General features: G+C 65.8%; 16 protein-coding genes. 7 read left to right on the forward strand and 9 right to left on the reverse strand.

Annotated elements, in window-relative coordinates; all coding sequences use genetic code 11:
- Positions 1-97 precede the first annotated feature (97 nt).
- The 3 genes from QX041_RS06195 to QX041_RS06205 all read right to left on the reverse strand — a co-directional run bounded on the left by QX041_RS06195 (position 98) and on the right by QX041_RS06205 (position 2,665).
- The gene (locus tag QX041_RS06195) at positions 98-1,963 is read right to left on the reverse strand and encodes an ABC-F family ATP-binding cassette domain-containing protein (protein ID WP_316164707.1); all 1,866 of its coding nucleotides are present in this window, start codon (positions 1,961-1,963) and stop codon (positions 98-100) included.
- 51 nt (positions 1,964-2,014) lie between these two features.
- Positions 2,015-2,206 carry a hypothetical protein gene (locus QX041_RS06200; RefSeq protein WP_316164708.1) on the reverse strand — a complete coding sequence of 64 codons (192 nt, stop codon included), beginning with the start codon at positions 2,204-2,206 and terminating at the stop codon, positions 2,015-2,017.
- 189 nt (positions 2,207-2,395) lie between these two features.
- The gene (locus QX041_RS06205; RefSeq protein ID WP_315712648.1) at positions 2,396-2,665 is read right to left on the reverse strand and encodes a sulfur globule protein precursor; all 270 of its coding nucleotides are present in this window, start codon (positions 2,663-2,665) and stop codon (positions 2,396-2,398) included.
- Positions 2,666-2,950: 285 nt separating this feature from the next.
- Here QX041_RS06205 and ndk point away from each other — a divergent pair, with 285 nt between their 5' ends.
- A complete protein-coding gene (ndk, locus tag QX041_RS06210) occupies positions 2,951-3,373 on the forward strand; it encodes a nucleoside-diphosphate kinase (protein ID WP_315712380.1) in 423 nt (140 codons plus the stop codon).
- Between the two features lie 79 nt (positions 3,374-3,452).
- Positions 3,453-4,316 carry a TerC family protein gene (locus QX041_RS06215; RefSeq protein WP_316164709.1) on the forward strand — a complete coding sequence of 288 codons (864 nt, stop codon included), beginning with the start codon at positions 3,453-3,455 and terminating at the stop codon, positions 4,314-4,316.
- Positions 4,317-4,353: 37 nt separating this feature from the next.
- Here QX041_RS06215 and QX041_RS06220 read toward each other — a convergent pair whose 3' ends face one another.
- Entirely contained in the window at positions 4,354-5,439 is a 1,086-nt protein-coding gene (locus QX041_RS06220; protein WP_315749963.1) for a substrate-binding domain-containing protein, read from the reverse strand.
- Positions 5,440-5,557: 118 nt separating this feature from the next.
- Between QX041_RS06220 and QX041_RS06225 the strand changes: the two genes are divergently transcribed.
- Complete coding sequence (locus QX041_RS06225) at positions 5,558-7,045, forward strand: aldehyde dehydrogenase family protein (protein WP_316164710.1); 1,488 nt, start codon at positions 5,558-5,560, stop codon at positions 7,043-7,045.
- Positions 7,046-7,415: 370 nt separating this feature from the next.
- Positions 7,416-7,838, forward strand: coding sequence for a globin family protein (locus QX041_RS06230; RefSeq protein WP_315826801.1), 423 nt, complete (start codon positions 7,416-7,418; stop codon positions 7,836-7,838).
- 7 nt (positions 7,839-7,845) lie between these two features.
- On the opposite strand, the gene ppx is transcribed toward QX041_RS06230, so the two are convergent.
- The 4 genes from ppx to QX041_RS06250 form a co-directional block, all read right to left on the reverse strand.
- Positions 7,846-9,345: an exopolyphosphatase gene (gene ppx / locus QX041_RS06235; protein ID WP_316164845.1), complete on the reverse strand. Its 1,500-nt coding sequence runs from the start codon at positions 9,343-9,345 to the stop codon at positions 7,846-7,848.
- Positions 9,346-9,387: 42 nt separating this feature from the next.
- Positions 9,388-11,583, reverse strand: a complete 2,196-nt coding sequence (locus QX041_RS06240) for an RNA degradosome polyphosphate kinase (RefSeq protein WP_315749965.1) — start codon at positions 11,581-11,583, stop codon at positions 9,388-9,390.
- A gap of 135 nt (positions 11,584-11,718) precedes the next feature.
- Entirely contained in the window at positions 11,719-12,396 is a 678-nt protein-coding gene (locus QX041_RS06245) for a DnaA ATPase domain-containing protein (RefSeq protein WP_316164711.1), read from the reverse strand.
- A gap of 58 nt (positions 12,397-12,454) precedes the next feature.
- A complete protein-coding gene (locus QX041_RS06250; RefSeq protein ID WP_315712371.1) occupies positions 12,455-13,009 on the reverse strand; it encodes a CDP-alcohol phosphatidyltransferase family protein in 555 nt (184 codons plus the stop codon).
- A gap of 156 nt (positions 13,010-13,165) precedes the next feature.
- On the opposite strand from QX041_RS06250, the gene purM reads away from it, so the two are divergent.
- Together purM and purN are read left to right on the forward strand one after the other, a co-directional pair.
- Positions 13,166-14,239 carry a phosphoribosylformylglycinamidine cyclo-ligase gene (gene purM / locus QX041_RS06255; RefSeq protein ID WP_315826802.1) on the forward strand — a complete coding sequence of 358 codons (1,074 nt, stop codon included), beginning with the start codon at positions 13,166-13,168 and terminating at the stop codon, positions 14,237-14,239.
- Between the two features lie 13 nt (positions 14,240-14,252).
- Positions 14,253-14,906, forward strand: a complete 654-nt coding sequence (purN, locus tag QX041_RS06260; protein WP_315712367.1) for a phosphoribosylglycinamide formyltransferase — start codon at positions 14,253-14,255, stop codon at positions 14,904-14,906.
- A 145-nt stretch (positions 14,907-15,051) separates the two neighbouring features.
- Here the strand turns inward: purN and QX041_RS06265 are convergent, their stop codons facing one another.
- On the reverse strand, positions 15,052-15,261 hold the full coding sequence (locus QX041_RS06265) for a cold-shock protein (RefSeq protein WP_315712366.1): 210 nt from the start codon (positions 15,259-15,261) through the stop codon (positions 15,052-15,054).
- A gap of 365 nt (positions 15,262-15,626) precedes the next feature.
- Between QX041_RS06265 and QX041_RS06270 the strand changes: the two genes are divergently transcribed.
- Positions 15,627-16,772 (forward strand): autotransporter outer membrane beta-barrel domain-containing protein, encoded by a 1,146-nt coding sequence (locus QX041_RS06270; RefSeq protein WP_316164712.1) that lies wholly within the window; start codon positions 15,627-15,629, stop codon positions 16,770-16,772.
- The last annotated feature ends 1 nt before the right edge of the window (position 16,773 follow it).

Raw genomic sequence — 16,773 nt, forward strand, 5'->3', positions numbered from 1 at the left:
GCTAGCCGCCGACCGTGAAGACATTCGGCTTGGAAGCAGCTGAAAGCCAAGCTATCGGCGACTTTCGGCCGAATGCCGATCCGAGGCTCGGGGCGCTTCAGCTCCCCGCCTCGTCATGCAGCGTGCTGGCTTCCAGCCACTGCTCCTCGGCGCGCGCCAGCGCGTCGGCGGCATTGGCCCGCGCCTTCGACAATTGCGCGGCCTGCTTCGGGTCGCGCGTGAAGATGTCGGGCAGCGACAGCGCGCCGTCGATCTTGGCGATGATCTCGGTGATACGGGCGATCTCGGCTTCGGCTGCCGCAATCTTCTGCTTCAGCCCGCTGCGCTTGTTGTCGCTGCGGGGCCGCTCGGTCTTCTCGGCGACCTGAGAGCGCTCGTTGTCGCGGGCCGGCGTGCTGCGCGTCGACAAGACCATGCGCCTGTAGTCATCGAGGTCGCCATCATAGGTCTTCACGGTGCGGTCGGCGACGACCCAGAGGCGGTCGGCGCAGGCCTCGATCAGATAACGATCGTGCGACACCATGATCACGGCGCCCGGAAATTCGTTGATCGCCTCGGCCAGCGCGGCGCGGCTGTCGATGTCGAGATGGTTGGTCGGCTCGTCCAGGATGATCATGTTGGGGCCGAAGAAGGTCGCGAGCCCGAGCAGCAGCCGCGCCTTCTCGCCGCCCGACAGGCTCTTCACCAGCGTGTCGGCGGCCTTGCCGGAAAATCCGATCGCGCCGGCGCGCGCGCGTACTTTCGATTCCGGCGCATCGCCCATCAGCTGGCGCACGTGACTATACGGCGATCCGGTCTCGTCCAGCTCATCGAGCTGGTGCTGGGCGAAATAGGCGATCGACAGCTTGTCGGCGCGCGTGACCTTGCCGGAAAACGGTGTGAGCCGGCCGGCGAGCAGCTTCACCAGCGTGGACTTGCCATTGCCGTTGGCCCCGAGCAATGCGACGCGGTCGTCATTGTCGATGCGTAAGGTGACTCTGTTGAGCACCGGTTGCGCGGGATCGTAGCCGACCGAGGCGTTGTCGACCGCGATGATCGGCGGCGACAGCAGTCGCTCCGGTGCGGGGAAGGTGATCTCGTGCACGTCCTGGGTGACGAGCGCGGTGATCGGCTTCATCCGCTCCAGCATCTTGACGCGGGACTGCGCTTGGCGCGCCTTCGAGGCCTTGGCCTTGAAGCGCTCGACGAAGGCCTGCAGCCGCGCACGCTCCGCTTCCTGGCGCTTGACCGCCTTGGCATCGAGCATCTCGCGGGTGGCGCGCTGTTCCTCGTAGGAGGAGTAGCTGCCGCGATACAGCGTGAGCTTGCAACGGTCGAGATGCAGGATCTGGTCGACGGAGGTTTCCAGGAGATCGCGGTCGTGGCTGATCACGATCACCGTGCGCGGATAATGCGCCAGATGATCCTCGAGCCACAGCGTGCCCTCGAGGTCGAGATAGTTGGTCGGCTCGTCCAGCAGGAGCAGGTCGGGCGCGGCGAACAGCGTGGCCGCGAGGGCGACCCGCATGCGCCAGCCGCCGGAGAATTCGGCGCAGGCTCGCGCCTGATCCGCGGCGGAAAATCCAAGGCCGCTGAGAATCGCGGCCGCGCGCGCCGGGGCGGAATGCGCGTCGATGTCGACGAGCCGGGTCTGGATCTCGGCGATGCGGTGTGCGTCATGGGCGGTCTCGGCCTCCTGCAGCAGCGCATGCCGCTCGAGGTCGGCCCGGAGAACCACCTCGATCAGGCTTTCGGGCCCGCTCGGGGCTTCCTGGGCCAGGCTGCCGATGCGCCACCGCGGCGGCACGGTGATGCTGCCGGTCTCCAGCGACAGTTCGCCGCGGATCGCCTTGAACAGGGTCGACTTGCCGGTGCCGTTGCGGCCGACCAGTCCGACGCGCGCGCCGGGCGGAATCTGCACTGAGCTCTGGTCGATGAGAAGCCGTCCGGCGAGGCGGATGGAGATGTCGGTGATGGAAAGCATGCGCGCCTTGTCACCGCGCGCGCGGCCAAAGGCAACCGCTTTGTCGCGGTCTCAGCGGCCGGAGAGGCCCATCCCGGTCTCGTCGCGCTTTCGCAACTCGTTCATCAGGTCCGCAAGCTGAGCCGGCAGACGAGAGCCGTCCGGCGGCAGGCTGCGTTGCAGGCGTTCGCCGACGGCCTCGCAGATCGACCGGCTGGTCTTGCGATCGAGCGCCTCGCTGAAATCGGCGGTGCGGCCAGACATGAGGGAGTTCCACGAGCAGTTGCAGGACGATGCCGTAACAAGTCGTGACCGCTCGATTTGTTTCCCGCTCCCGACCGGAAGACCCCGAAATGAGGTTGAAAATGCACAAAAAAAGCCCCGGCGTGGGGGAGACGCCGGGGCGACGCGAGTTCGGTGCGGCGGGGGGCGGGTGCCGCGCCGAGGCTCGTATCAATAGCAGCGGTTGATCCACCGCCAGCGCGGTCCCCACGGGGTCGGAACCACGCGGCGCACGTAGCAGCCGCCATAGCCGTAGCTGTAGACCGGGCCACCGACGAAGAAGCGCGGGCCGTAGAACGGACGGTGCCATCCGCCGTAGCCTCCGTGCCAACCGCCCCCATGCCAGCCGCCATGCCAGTGAGCCGAGGCGGCAGTCGGGGCGAGGGCGGCTGCGCCGAGGGCAACGGTGGCCGCCGCGATGAGGGAGAGTTTGCGCAACATGATCGTCTCCTGGATGACAGCGCTGGTGGCGCCGAAATTGTCCGACGGATGAGGCTGGGAGAGGGCGGCCACCGGTCGTATTGCTGGCTCGTCCTCGCCCGATGCCAACACCCTAGGAGCTTCGAGCTGAACACGGGTGGCACGGAGCCTTCAGACTATGTTCAGAATTGTGAAATTGTCGTAAGGCGTCGCGCTCCGGCAGGGGCCCCGGTCGCTTGCCGTCGGCCGATCGCGTCGATATAAGCCCGCAACTCACCGAAATCCCGCACCTCCAAGGACGATATCATGGCGATTGAGCGCACCTTTTCGATCATCAAGCCCGACGCGACCGAGCGTAATCTCACCGGCGCGATCAACGCGCTGATCGAGAAGGCCGGCCTGCGGATCGTGGCCCAGAAGCGCATCCGCATGACCCGCGATCAGGCCGAGACCTTCTATGCCGTGCACAAGGCGCGGCCATTCTTCGGCGAACTGGTCGATTTCATGATCTCCGGCCCGGTCGTGGTCCAGGTGCTGGAGGGCGAGGGCGCCATCCTGAAGTACCGCGACGTGATGGGCGCCACCGACCCGTCGAAGGCGGCCGACGGCACCATCCGCAAGCTGCATGCGAAGTCGATCGGCGAGAACTCGGTGCACGGTTCCGACGCGGCGGAAACGGCAGCGATCGAGATCGCGCAGTTCTTCTCCGGCAACGAGATCGTCGGTTGATCGATCCTCGTGCGGCTGAGGGCCCCCTCAGCCGCACGACCTTCGTGCTCTGCGCTGAACTTATCTGAAAGGCCCGGCCGTGAACTGGCTATCGCAACTCGCCGATTCCGCCAGCTTCGGCCATGTGCTCGCTCAATTCGAGGCCGACCTGCAGAGCCCGGGCTTCTGGCTCGCGCTTGGCAAGATCGTCTGGATCAACGTGCTGTTGTCGGGCGACAATGCGCTGGTCATCGCGCTCGCCTGCCGCGGCCTGCACGGCAAGCATCGCTTCTGGGGCATGGTGGCCGGCTCCGGCATTGCCGTCGCACTGCGCATCGCCTTTACCGGCATCGTCGCCACCCTGATGGCGCTGCCATACCTGAAATTGATCGGCGGGCTGGCGCTGATCGTGATCGCCGCCAAGCTGCTGGTGCCCGAGGACGAGAACGACGAGATCGCGGCCGGCACGACGCTGTGGCATGCGGTCCGCATCGTCGCGCTCGCCGACCTCGTGATGAGCCTCGACAACGTGATCGCGGTGGCTGCGGCCGCCAACGGCCAGGCGTCCCTGCTGATCATCGGCCTTGCCATGAGCATCCCGCTGATCATCGCGGGTGCCGCGCTGATCATGCTGGTGCTCGATCGGGTCCCGGTGCTGGTCTGGCTCGGCGCGATGCTGCTCGGCTGGGTGGCCGGCGAGGTGATCGCGACCGATCCCGCGATCGAGCCGATGCTGCACCATCTGCTCGACGGCACCGTCCTCATCAACATCGAGGCGACCTCGGCGCTGTTCGCCGGCAAGACCAATCTCGCGAGCCATGTCGATGTCATGGAGACGCTGATGTCGCTGATCGGCGCCGGTGTGGTGCTGATCGCCGGCTCGATCTGGCGCGGCCGCGCGCTGCAGCGTCAGGCCGAGACCGAGCTGCAGCCGGTGCCGGCGCGCGGCGTCGATCTGCCGTAGCTGATCGTCAGGACGCGCCGCATCCGACCGGGCGGCGTCAGGACTCCGCATCCAACCGATCGAGGAATTCGCGGACGGTGTGGACCGATCCCGTGGCCGCTGGCTGGTAGCCGGGCAGGGCAGCGACGGCGCGATGGAATTCGTCGCCCTTCATCACCTCGAGCACCCGCCGCATCGGGTCGGTTTCCAGAAACGATTTATGGCAGGCGAAGAAATAATCCTCGGTGAGGATACGGATGAAGTCGAGCCCGAACTGCCGCGCGGCGGCCTCGACGCCGAAGCAGACGTCGGCCATGCCGCTCGCGACATAGGCGGCGACGGCGGCATGGGTGAACTCGATCTGCTGCGCGCCATTGATGCTGGTTTCGTCGATGCCTTGTGACGCAAGCAACTGATCGAACAACAGGCGGGTGCCGGAATCATGATCGCGATTGACGAAGCGCGCCCTGCCGTCGGCAAGATCGGCCAATGAACGGATGGACAGCGGATTGCCGCGCTTGACCATCAGCCCCATCTCGCGGGTCACGAAGCTGATGACGCAGTCCTGCTTGGGATCGAGCCAATCCCGGCAGGCCTGGATGTTCTGGGCACGCAGCTCGCCGCGCGGCAGATGCAGTCCCGACAGGTCGCATTCGCCTTGCGCCAGCGAGGCCAGCGAATGCTGGCTGCTGACATAGCGGACATCGACCCCGACGCCTGACTCGCGATCCAACAGCTCGCGCAGCTTGGCGACGGCAAAGCCGTGGCTGGCGTGAACGCGGATCACGCCAGGATGCGGCTGCAGGAACGGCTTGATCTCGGTCACCAGCTCCTGCGCCAGATTGTCGAGCTGCGGGCCGAGGCGAGCCTGCATGCGCTCGCCGGCCCAGACCAGCTTGTCGCCGAACGCCGTGAGCTTCGATCCTTTGCCGCGCTGGGTCTCGACCAGCGGCACGCCGAAGAATTCAGACCACTGCTCGATCAGATTCCAGACGTGACGATAGGACAGATGCGCGTCACTGGCCGCGCTGGTGATCTTGCCCGTCCTCCCGATTTCACTGAGCACGCGGAGCATCACGACGATGCTCTGCGGGCCGTCGTCCTTGTAGAAGCGCCAGACAGGTTCGATCGCGATCCGCAACATCAGTGCCCGCTTGTGAAGTCGGCTTCATATGACCGCCGGCCATAGGCAACAGATATCATATTTACGAACAGATATTTGTTCTTACCTTCATTGGTATACAACAAACGGAGGAAATATGATGTCGATTGCATATGATTACGAGCGCGGCTCGAGGGGGACGTCCTATCTGACGAAGCCGTTCCAGCTCCTGATCGGCGGCAGGCATGTTCCCTCGGTTTCGGGACGCACCTTCACGTCGCTCAATCCTGCAACCGAGCAGGCGATTGCGACGGTCGCCGAGGGCAATGCCGAGGATGTCGATCTCGCAGTCGCCGCGGCCCGCAAGGCCTTCGAAGGGCCGTGGCGAACGATGCGTGCGGCGGAGCGCGGCGCGATCCTGCTGAAATGGGCGCAGCTGTTGCGCGACCATGCCGACGAGATCATCGAGCTCGAAAGCCTCGATGCCGGCAAGCCGGTGTCGGCGATCCTGCGCCAGGATCTTCCCGCCGCCATCGATACGCTCACCTATTACGCCGGATGGGCCGACAAGATCAGCGGTGAAGTCGTCTCCACGCGCGATGATGCGCTGACCTATACGGTGCGCGAGCCGGTCGGCGTGGTCGCGGCGATCGTGCCGTGGAATTTCCCGCTGATGATCGGGATGTGGAAGCTCGCGCCGGCGCTGGCCTGCGGCTGCACCGTCGTGATGAAGCCCGCCGAGCTGACGTCGCTGTCGGCGCTGCGGATCGGGGAGCTCGCGCTCGAAGCCGGACTGCCGCCCGGTGTTCTCAACATCGTGACCGGCCCCGGGCGCACCGTCGGCGAGGCACTGGTCAACCACCCCGACGTCGACAAGGTCACGTTCACCGGCTCGCCCGGCGTCGGCCGCGGCATCATGAAGGCGGCGGCCGGCAACTTCAAACGCGTCTCGCTCGAGCTCGGCGGCAAGTCGGCCAACATCATCTTCGACGAAGCGAACATCGAGGCCGCCGCGAAGGCTGCGGCCAGCGGCATCTTCTTCAACACCGGGCAGGTGTGCTCGGCCGGATCGCGGGTGCTGGTGCACGAGCGCGTGTATGACGAGGTGGTCGAGCGCCTGACCGAGCGCGCACGGGCGCTGCGGATCGGCGATCCGCTCGATCGCGCAACCTCGCTCGGACCGGTCATCTCCGAACGGCAGATGAAGACGATCCTCGACTATGTCGACATCGGACGCAACGAAGGCGCCACGCTCGTCACGGGCGGCCAGCGCGCGGCCGCCCGCGGCTATTTCGTCAGCCCCGCCGTCTTCGCCGGCGTCACGCACGACATGCGGATCTCGCAGGAAGAGATCTTCGGACCCGTGGTCAGCGTGATCAAGTTCAGGGACGAGGCCGAGGCGCTGCGGATGGCGAACGGCACGGCCTACAGCCTGGCCGCCGGCGTCTGGAGCCGCGACATGGGGCGCGTCCATCGCTTCGCCAAGCGCCTGCGCGCTGGCACCGTGTGGATCAACACCTATGGCTACACCGATGTGCGGCTGCCTTGGGGTGGCGATCGTGACTCCGGACTGGGCCGCGAGCACGGCACGGCCGCGCTGGACAACTTCACGGAGCCGAAATCCGTCTGGATGAATCTCGCGGTGTGAGCCAGGCGTCGGCTGACGCGGACGGCCGCCATTCGCATCGGCGGCCGTCTGCGCGATCCAACGGATCAGTCGGCCTTGGCGCCGGTCGGCGGCCGGCGCGTCGGCGTCCTCCGATGGCCTGTGAGAAGCACGATGGCCGTCGTGTTTGTTGCCGTTACCGTCTCCGATCACTGAGTCGGCCAGCCATCGTCGCGGCAGGATCACAAGCCAATCCACAGTGCTGCGGCACGGTGCCGCGCCTTTGCCAGGTACCGCAGGGCGCGGTCCTCTGTTTCTTATAATCTTGAACCCGTTCGCGCCGCCGCGACACCACCACGTCGAGCTCCACTGATCGGGCCATGATTGGAATTGTTTCGAATTGGACTTGCGCATGCTGACTGCAGATGAGATTGCGCACGTCAAGTCGTCGTTCGACTTGGTATTTGCCAATGCTACACAGATGACGACGACGTTCTATGACCGCGTCTTCGAGCTCGCGCCGGAATGTCGGGCGATGTTTCCCGCCGACATGGACGTGCTGAAACGGGACTTCATCGCGACCCTGGCGGTCCTCGTCGGCAGCCTCGATCAGACGACTGGTCTGTTGTCGAGCACCGACATCCTCGGCCGCAATCATGCGCGCTATGGAGTCCGGCCTGAGCACTATCCGGTGGTCGGCGAAGCACTATTGTGGAGCCTCGCCAAAGGACTTGGTCCGCATTGGAATGATGAGGTCGAGCAGGCCTGGCGCAAGGTCTATGGCGTCATCGCCAAGCGCATGATCGCAATTTCGGTCGGCGCTCGGCGGTCCTGATCCGGATCTAGCTGCGCACGATCGAGCCGGAGCGGCCGACGAGACGCGCGAGCTGCTTGAAGCGTCCGCCGACGCGGTCGGCGACGAGGTCGACCATCTGGTGCTCGAACACCAGCATCAGCTTGCGGTCCTGGGTGCGGAAATGCGTTGCTGGCAGCACGCCGGGCCGCGCCGCCGAGATCAGATGCGCGACGCGAAACGCGGTGCCGAGCAGGCGCGCACGATCGATCTGGGCCGGGCTCAGCTGCTCGGTAAGGGCAGGCGCCGCCGCCTCGTCGCGCAGGCCCTCGTAGCGGAAGAACACGGACAGCGCGACGAAGATGCGGCCCTCGTGGTTGATCGAGCCGAAATTGCCGTTCAGAACGATGCCGTAGGTCTGCTCGCCGCGGTGGTCCGGATGCATGCGCCAGCCGATGTCGGACAACAGGCAGGCGGCGTGCCGCAGCCGGCGCTCGTCCTCGGTCTCGCGGATGTGCATCACGCGGAACAGGCGGTCGGTCCAGTCGATCAGCTCGCGGGCATGCTGGGCCGAGCGCGACAACAGCTCGTTGAGGCCCTGCGCCGCGCACAGCAGCCCGTCCTTGGCGCGCTCGGCGTCTGGAAGCTTGGAGTAGAGCAGGCCCTCGCGCACGCCGAAGGTCGAGAACACGACGGTCGTCGGCCTGGCGACGCGGATGATGTGCTCGAGCACCAGCGCAGCATAGGCAAGCAGCGGGCGCCGCGCCTCGGCGATCGCTTCGATGTCGGCCAGCATGTCGGCGGCGACGAGACGACGCAGCCGGCGCACGAAGGCCAGCGCATCGGCCGCCGGAATCGCATAGCCGTGCATCACCCCGAGCGGATAGCCGCTCTGGATGATGTGGATGCGCGCCAGCGCGCGCCAGGTGCCGCCGACCGCATAGAAGGTGCGGTTCTGGCCGGCCAGCAGTTGCGGCAGGTCGGTCAGCGCCTCGCTCGCGATCCGCTGCGCCTTCTTCAGCGATTTCTCGGCGAGATCCTGCAGCGCCAGGCTGCCGAGCGGCAGGGTGACGCCGCTGCGGACCTGGTGCCCGCGCACGTCGATCAGCTCAAGTGAGCCGCCGCCGAGATCACCGACGATGCCGTCGGGCTTGTGAATGCCGGAGATGACACCGAGCGCCGAATAGCGCGCCTCTTCGGGGCCGGTGAGGATCTGGATCGGGACGCCGCAGATCTTCTCGGCCTTGGCGATGAAATCAGCGCCGTTCGAAGCATCGCGGCAGGCGGCGGTCGCGATGGCATGCACTTGCCCCACCCGCTGCACCTTGCACAACGCGCGGAAGCGCTTCAGCGCGGTCAGCGCCTTGTCGACGGCATCGGCCGCGAGCAGGCCGGTGGTCTGGACCTCGCGACCGAGCCCGCACAGCGCCTTCTCGTTGAACACGGTCACGAGGCTGCGTTCCATCGCCTGGTAGACGACGAGACGGACCGAATTCGAGCCGATGTCGATGACACCGACGCTGGCGGACCTCGTGCCGGGCCGCTTCACCACGGCATGTCCCGTTGCAGAAGGCCCCGGTGCAGACAGCCCCTATGAAGGAGGGCGTTCATTCCGGCGCGTGAGCCGGCGCGGCGATGATTCCTTGAGCGACTTTCCACGGCCGGACAGACTCGGATTCGTCATGAAGTAATTGTGCAGGTTGAACGGCTCCTCGCCCTTCGCGGCCTTCATACGCGTTGACGACCCGTCCGGCAACAATTGCCAGCTCTGCTCGGTATCCTTCAGGTTCGCGACCATGATCTGTTCCAGGACCTGCTGATGGACGGTGGGGTTCTGAAGCGGGCACAGCACCTCGACGCGGCGGTCGAGATTGCGCGGCATCATGTCGGCCGAGGAGATGTAGACGGCGGCCTTGGCGCTCGGCAGGCCCTGACCCATACCAAAGCAGTAGATGCGGCCATGCTCGAGGAAGCGGCCGATCACCGATTTGACGCGAATGTTCTCCGACAGTCCGGGGAGGCCGGGACGCAGGCAGCAGATGCCGCGCACGATCAGCTCGATCGAGACGCCGGCCTGCGAGGCCTCATACAGCGCGTCGATGATGTCTGGATCGACCAGCGAGTTCATCTTCATCCAGATCACGGCCGGCTTGCCCTGGCGGGCGAAGCTGGTCTCGCCGTGGATGTGCTCGATCATGCGCTTGCGAAGCGTGAGCGGCGACACCGCCATCTTCTCGATGTCGATCGGCTCGGCATAGCCGGTGATGTAGTTGAACACCCGCGTGACGTCGCGGCCGATCACCGGGTCCGATGTGAAGTAGGACAGGTCGGTGTAGATGCGCGCCGTCACCGGATGATAGTTGCCGGTGCCGGTGTGGACATAGGTCGTGAGGCTGCCGCCCTCGCGGCGCACGACCATCGACAGCTTGGCATGCGTCTTCAGCTCCAGGAAGCCGTAGACGACCTGCACGCCGGCGCGCTCCAGATCGCGGGCCCAGCGGATGTTGGCCTCCTCGTCGAAACGCGCCTTGAGCTCGACCAGCGCTGTCACCGACTTGCCGGCTTCGGCAGCTTCCACCAGCGTGCGCACGATCGGGGAGTTGTTGGAGGTGCGGTACAGCGTCTGCTTGATCGCGACGACGTCCGGGTCGCGCGCCGCCTGCTGCAGGAACTGCACGACGACGTCGAACGACTCGTAAGGGTGATGGACGATCAGGTCCTTCTGCCGGATGGCGGCGAAGATGTCGCCGCCATGGTCGCGGACACGCTCGGGATGGCGCGGCACATAGGGTGCGAATTCGAGGTCGGGCCGGTCGACGCGCGTCAGTTGCGACAGCTCGTTCATCGCCAGCACGCCGTCGACCAGGAACACCTCGTCATCGGTGGTCGAGAGCGCATTCTGCACGAAGCGGCGCAGCTCCTCCGGCATGTTGGCCTCGATCTCGAGCCGGATCACCGAGCCGCGACGGCGCCGCTTCAGCGCGGTTTCGAACAGCCGCACCAGGTCTTCGGCCTCTTCCTCGATCTCGATCTCGCTGTCGCGGATGATCCGGAAGGCGCCCTGGCCCTTCACGGTGTAGCCCGGAAACAGCCGGCCGATGAACAGGCCGGTCGCCTGTTCCAGGGTGATCAGGCGGATCACGCCATCCTTGGAGCCGGGGAAGCGGATGAAGCGGTCGATCTTGCCGGGCATGCGGATGAGGGCGTTCATCGGGCGCCCGTCGGCGGAGCGGATCAATTGCAGCGCCACCGTGAAGCCGAGGCTCGGGATGAATGGGAACGGATGCGCCGGATCGATCGCGAGTGGCGTCAGCAGCGGGAAGATGTTGGCGAGGAAGTGGTCCTCGATCCAGGCGCGCTCGCTCTTGGTGACGTCCTGACCGTCGACGAGCACGATGCCGAGCTCGCCGAGAAACTTGCGCAGGTCGCGCCAGATCGCCTGCTGGTCGATTGCGAGCTGCGACACCGTCTCGTTGATAAGCTTCAGCTGCTCGGTCGGCGTCAGCCCGTCGGGGCTGCGCTCGGCGATGCCCTCGCGGACCTGGGCGCGGATGCCGGCGACGCGCACCATGAAGAATTCATCAAGGTTGTTGGCGGAAATCGACAGAAAGCGCACCCGCTCCAGGGCGGGATGCCGCGGATTGACCGATTCCTCCAGAACGCGGCGGTTGAAGTGAAGCCAGGACAATTCCCGATTGATGAATCGCTCGGGGCTCGAGGCAATCTCGATGGACGGCGCGGAGACCGGTTCTTTCTCTGAGATTTCAGTAACTTGCTCGGTATCCATCGGAATTCGATCCATATCCATCCAGTCGCGAACCAGTCGCGAACGGTCGACCGTAGCCCAATCTGGGTAACCAGGGGATGACGTTGCCGGCACCATTGGGGTTCCGTGCCCGTCCGCCGTCAAGATGGTCGCGGGTCACAGCGGGCGGAGCAGCTCCGCCGCCAGCGCCCGGGTGACCGGCCGTCCGAGCCGCAGGGACTCGTCGTCCAGCAGTGCGACGGTCTGGCGGGCGGCCGCGTAGGACCGTTCGATGTGGCTTGCGAGATAGCTGACCACGGTCTCGTCGATCGCCAGTTGCCGGTCCGCGGCCAGCTTGACGATCAAGGCGCGGAACAGCTGGTCGTCGGGCGGCAGCAGCGTAACGACCGGGACGGCGCGCAGCCGCGACCTCAGATCGGCCAGGGCGATGGGCAGGGCCGCCGGGGCCTCGCGCGCCGTGATCAGCACGAAGGCCTCGTCCTGGCGGGCGAGGTTCAGCAGGTGAAACAGCGCTCGCTCGTCGAGATCGGTGGCCGTCAGATCCTCCAGCACCAGCGCGCCGGTGGCGAGTGCCCCAGGGACCACGCTCGCCTCGAGGGCATGCGCGGACAGGGATCGGGCGCCAGCCCGCTCGGCCCAGATCGCGGCGAGGTGGCTCTTGCCAGAGCCGTCGGGGCCGACCAGGAACATGGTCCGCGCCGGCCATTCCGGCCAGGCGTCGACCAGAGCGAGCCCGGCCGCGTTGCCTGGACCTTCGAAGAAATTGTCCCGCGTCAGGCTCTCCGCATGCGGCAGCGCGAAGGCCAGCTGACGAGGGGGGATATGGCCGGCCAAGATCGAATTGCTCCGTATCGTGTGGTGCGTGAGGTCGGGACGGGCCCTCCGCGGAGGATCACCGGACCTCGATGGTGCTCATGTGGCGCACCCAGTCGACGAGATACAGCCCGACCGACACGAGGGTAAAGACGGTGACCAGCACCATCAGCACCACATCGTAGGGCTGGGGCTCGAAGCCGAAGCTGAGCGAGGCCAGCACGAGCGCCGCGAATCCCACCTGGGCGACCGTGTTCAGCTTGGACACCATCAATGGCTTCATCGCGACCGGCCGGTCGAACAGCCAGGACACGATCACCGCCGAGACGATCATGATGTCGCGCGAGACCACCAGGATCACGATCCAACGCGGGATCGCGCCCCAGATGCCAAGCGTGACGAAGATCGAGACCAGCAGCGCCTTGTCGGCGAGAGGATCGAGCAGCGCTCCCAACTCGGACCGCAGGTTGAAGCGCTTGGCCAGGAAGCCGTCCACGGCGTCGCTCACCCCCGCGACCACGAAGACCAGAAATGCGATCTCCATCTGGCCGGCCGCAATGGCCCAGACGACGATCGGAACCAGCAGGATTCGACCCAGCGTGATCAGATTGGGGATACTGTGGGGAATGGTCACGCAGCGGGTCCCGACGACGACTCGATCAAAAGACAATCCGATTCCGAAACAGGGCGAACCGGTCCGTTCCTAGATAGTATGGGGACGAGCCCCTTGCGAGCCATTGCGCGCGGCCGGATTCCGACGTAACCAGCGGCCAGATTAGGGGTTTTTACCATGACCGAGCGCAAGAACGGGCTCACTTATGCAGATTCGGGCGTCGATATCGATGCCGGAAACCGTCTGGTCGATCTGATCAAGCCCATGGTGCGCGCAACCGCCCGCGCCGGCGCGGATGCCGAGATCGGCGGCTTTGGCGGCCTGTTCGACCTCAAGGCCGCCGGATTCAAGGATCCGGTGCTGGTCGCGGCAACCGACGGCGTCGGCACCAAGGTGAAGATCGCGATCGAGACCGGGCTGCATGGCGGCATCGGCATCGACCTGGTCGCCATGTCGGTCAACGATCTCGTCGTGCAGGGTGCCGAGCCGCTGTTCTTCCTCGACTACTTTGCGTGCGGCAAGCTCGACCCGGAGGCGACGGCGTCGATCGTCGCCGGTGTCGCCGAAGGCTGCCGGGAATCCGGCTGCGCGCTGATCGGCGGTGAGACCGCGGAAATGCCGGGCCTCTACAAGGACGGCGACTACGATCTTGCCGGTTTCGCGGTCGGCGCGGCGGAACGTGGGACGCTGCTGCCGTCTCCCGACATCGCGGCCGGTGACGTGGTGCTGGGGCTCGCATCCTCCGGCGTCCACTCCAACGGCTATTCGCTGGTGCGCAAGATCGTCGCCCAGTCCGGCCTCGGCTTCGATGCGCCGGCACCGTTCGCGCCGGTCCTGACTCTCGGCGCGGCGCTGCTGACGCCGACCCGGCTCTATGTGAAGTCGTGCCTTCGCGCCATCCGCGAGACCGGTGCGGTGAAGGGGCTCGCACACATCACGGGCGGCGGCTTCACCGACAACATTCCGCGCGTGCTGCCGACGCATCTCGGCGTCTCGATTGACCTGACGGGCCTGCCGGTGCTGCCGGTCTTCAAATGGCTGGCGGAGCAGGGTGGCATTGCAGAGCGCGAGCTCTTGCGTACCTTCAATTGCGGGATCGGCATGATCGCGATCGTCAAGGCCGAGGCCGTCGATGCCGTCATCGAGGTGTTCACCGCGAATGGCGAGCACGTCGCACGGCTCGGCGAGGTCGTTGCTGCGACAGGCGACGAGCGGGTGATCTACACCGGCGCCCTCGATCTGGCTCTGTGAGACGGGTGAGCCGATGAAGCGCCGCGTCGCCATCCTGATCTCGGGCCGTGGGTCGAACATGGCCGCGCTGATCCACGCGGCGTCGCAGCCGGATTTTCCGGCCGAGGTCGCCATCGTGATCTCCAACCGAGCCGATGCGGCCGGACTGCAGAAAGCGCAGGAAAGCGGCGTCGCGATCGAAATCATCGAGAGCAAGCCGTTCGGCAAGGACCGCGCAGGGTTCGAAGCCAGACTGCAGCAGGCGCTCGATGCACGCGGCATCGAGATCATCTGCCTGGCCGGATTCATGCGCCTGTTCACGGCGGAGTTCGTGCAGCGCTGGTATGGCAGGATGCTGAACATTCATCCGTCGCTGCTGCCGTCGTTCCCCGGCCTTGATCCGCACGGCCAGGCGCTGCGTGCCGGCGTCAAGCTGTCAGGCGCCACCGTGCATTTCGTCATTCCGGAGACGGATGCTGGTCCGATCGTGATGCAGGGCGCGGTCGTGGTCAGGGACGACGATACGCCGGACACCCTGTCGACGCGCATTCTCGGCGTCGAGCATCGCATCTATCCCGAGGCGCTGAAGCTGCTGGCCAAGGGCCTAGTGCGGCTCGAAGGCGATCTCTGCCGGACGTCGTCCGTGGAGCAGGGCGATCACGCGCTGATCTGGCCCGTCGTCCGGTAGCTGTCGCCGGACGAAAAAAATCCCCGGCGGGGCCGGGGTACATCAAGGCTGACGAAGTCTGATCATCCGCGGCGAGCGAGCGTGACGCGGAGCTCGTGAGTTGGTTTACGAACCCGCGCTGTGGCGCCCTCCGCCGGGACGATGCTCACGAGAGCTTCAGGTTCTCTGCCGACGTCTTGCCGCGGCTCTCCACCAGATCATATTCGATCGTCTGGTTCTCGTTGAGCGTGGTCAGTCCAGCACGCTCCACGGCCGAGATGTGGACGAACACGTCCTTGTCTCCGCCAGCCGGTTTGATGAAGCCATATCCCTTGGTCGGGTTGAACCACTTCACGCTGCCCTTGTAGGTCGGCATCGCTGTCTCCTCGTCTAGACGAAAAAAAGACGCGGCCACGCTCGCGCGTGCCACGCCACAAACGGGCTTCCCGGGATCTGCTCAATTTCCGAAGTCGCGAAACGCACAGTCGAACGGCCAATCCGATTGTACGGGAGATTGCAACACGATTTTCCGCCGATATCAAGGTTGGCGGACTGATGAGAACGCGTCGCGGCGTCGCGTCGCCGGCTGCTGCTGCAACTGCGTGGCTTGTGGCGCTGGAACCACAAATCCTTGCAGGGCAGCCGCGACATGGCAATCCTCATTGACCGCGATCGGGAACTGCGGGCAGAACATCGCTGCAATATTGAAGCGAATTTGAGCGGGCGGCGAACGGGGCATCGATGCGCGGGGCGTCTCAGGCCAGGCTGGGTTGGCGAATGCGCAGCGGCGCATCCGGGGCGATGCTGCTCATCGGCGGGCTCGGTTTGGTCGCCGCTTCTTCGCCGTGCGCCGCGCAGGCCAGCCTGCCGAGCATCGCCGCAAGCCCGACACCAACGCCGAGCCCGCTGCCCAGTCCTGCACCGGGCGCGATCAGTTCCGAACGCTCGGCCGACCGAACCGTGCTCGATCTCGGCTCGAGCTTCCTCGAACGCCTCGGTACTCAGGCCACACAGGGCGTCACCCGGCTGCAGCGGAGCAATCCCGGCGGCGGCGGCGCGCCGGAGGCTTCGGAACAGCCTCGGTTCCGGACCTGGGGCGAGATGTATGGCGTAACCGTCCGCAGCAATGCGCAAGGCGACTTCGCCGGCGACAAGAGGACGACTTGGGGCGGCGTCGCCGGTATCGGCATGCGTCTCATGCCGGGCGTGAATGTCGGACTATCCGTCGACCAGAGCCGGACCTGGGTCGATTTGCCGCTGGCGCTGCAAGCGGCGACGCTCGATCTCACACAGTTCGGGTTCAACGCCTCGGTCGACCAGGGACCCTGGACCTGGGCGATCGCGGTCGTCCATGGCTTCGGCGGGATCAGTGCGCGGCGCGACACCAGCCTCGGTACGGCGACGTCGGTCTACGGCGCCCACATCACGGGCGTGCTGAGCGAGCTTGACTACTACTGGAGCATCGGTGAGAGCCGGATCGTTCCGAAGCTTGCCTTCGAATACACGCGCGCCACGACGGCGGCATTCCAGGAGGCGGGCGGGCTCGATCCGCTGTCGGTCAGCGGTACCTCGCTGGAGCGCGCCCGCGTTCTCGTCGGCGCCGAGTTCGGCCGCTACTTCATCGTCGACGGCAAGATCCTCGACGTCTCGGCCTATGGCAAGCTGGTCGACAATTTCAGCCAGAATCTCGGCGCGGTGACCGTCAGCCTCGGTCCGCAGAGCATCACGCTGCAGGGCCTTGGCGAGGGCCGCTACGGCGCCGACGCCGGCGCGGCACTGTCGCTATCCCTGAATCGAACGGCACGCCTCTATCTCAACTACGATGCGAAGCTTCGCTCGCTGCTGCAATCGCATCAGGGCACGCTCGGCGTCGAGTTCAAATGGTAGC

This window comes from Bradyrhizobium sp. SZCCHNRI2009 (assembly GCF_032485115.1).
Classification (GTDB): domain Bacteria; phylum Pseudomonadota; class Alphaproteobacteria; order Rhizobiales; family Xanthobacteraceae; genus Bradyrhizobium.

Bases quoted from the DNA above. Each gene is read 5' to 3' on its own strand.
- QX041_RS06205 (WP_315712648.1), bottom strand. From the start codon at position 2,665: ATGTTGCGCAAACTCTCCCTCATCGCGGCGGCCACCGTTGCCCTCGGC.
- purM (WP_315826802.1), top strand. From the start codon at position 13,166: ATGACCGAGCGCAAGAACGGGCTCACTTATGCAGATTCGGGCGTCGAT.
- QX041_RS06225 (WP_316164710.1), top strand. From the start codon at position 5,558: ATGTCGATTGCATATGATTACGAGCGCGGCTCGAGGGGGACGTCCTAT.
- QX041_RS06195 (WP_316164707.1), bottom strand. From the start codon at position 1,963: ATGCTTTCCATCACCGACATCTCCATCCGCCTCGCCGGACGGCTTCTC.
- ndk (WP_315712380.1), top strand. From the start codon at position 2,951: ATGGCGATTGAGCGCACCTTTTCGATCATCAAGCCCGACGCGACCGAG.
- QX041_RS06265 (WP_315712366.1), bottom strand. From the start codon at position 15,261: ATGCCGACCTACAAGGGCAGCGTGAAGTGGTTCAACCCGACCAAGGGA.
- QX041_RS06240 (WP_315749965.1), bottom strand. From the start codon at position 11,583: ATGGATACCGAGCAAGTTACTGAAATCTCAGAGAAAGAACCGGTCTCC.
- QX041_RS06220 (WP_315749963.1), bottom strand. From the start codon at position 5,439: ATGTTGCGGATCGCGATCGAACCTGTCTGGCGCTTCTACAAGGACGAC.
- QX041_RS06230 (WP_315826801.1), top strand. From the start codon at position 7,416: ATGCTGACTGCAGATGAGATTGCGCACGTCAAGTCGTCGTTCGACTTG.
- QX041_RS06200 (WP_316164708.1), bottom strand. From the start codon at position 2,206: ATGTCTGGCCGCACCGCCGATTTCAGCGAGGCGCTCGATCGCAAGACC.
- QX041_RS06270 (WP_316164712.1), top strand. From the start codon at position 15,627: ATGCGCGGGGCGTCTCAGGCCAGGCTGGGTTGGCGAATGCGCAGCGGC.
- purN (WP_315712367.1), top strand. From the start codon at position 14,253: ATGAAGCGCCGCGTCGCCATCCTGATCTCGGGCCGTGGGTCGAACATG.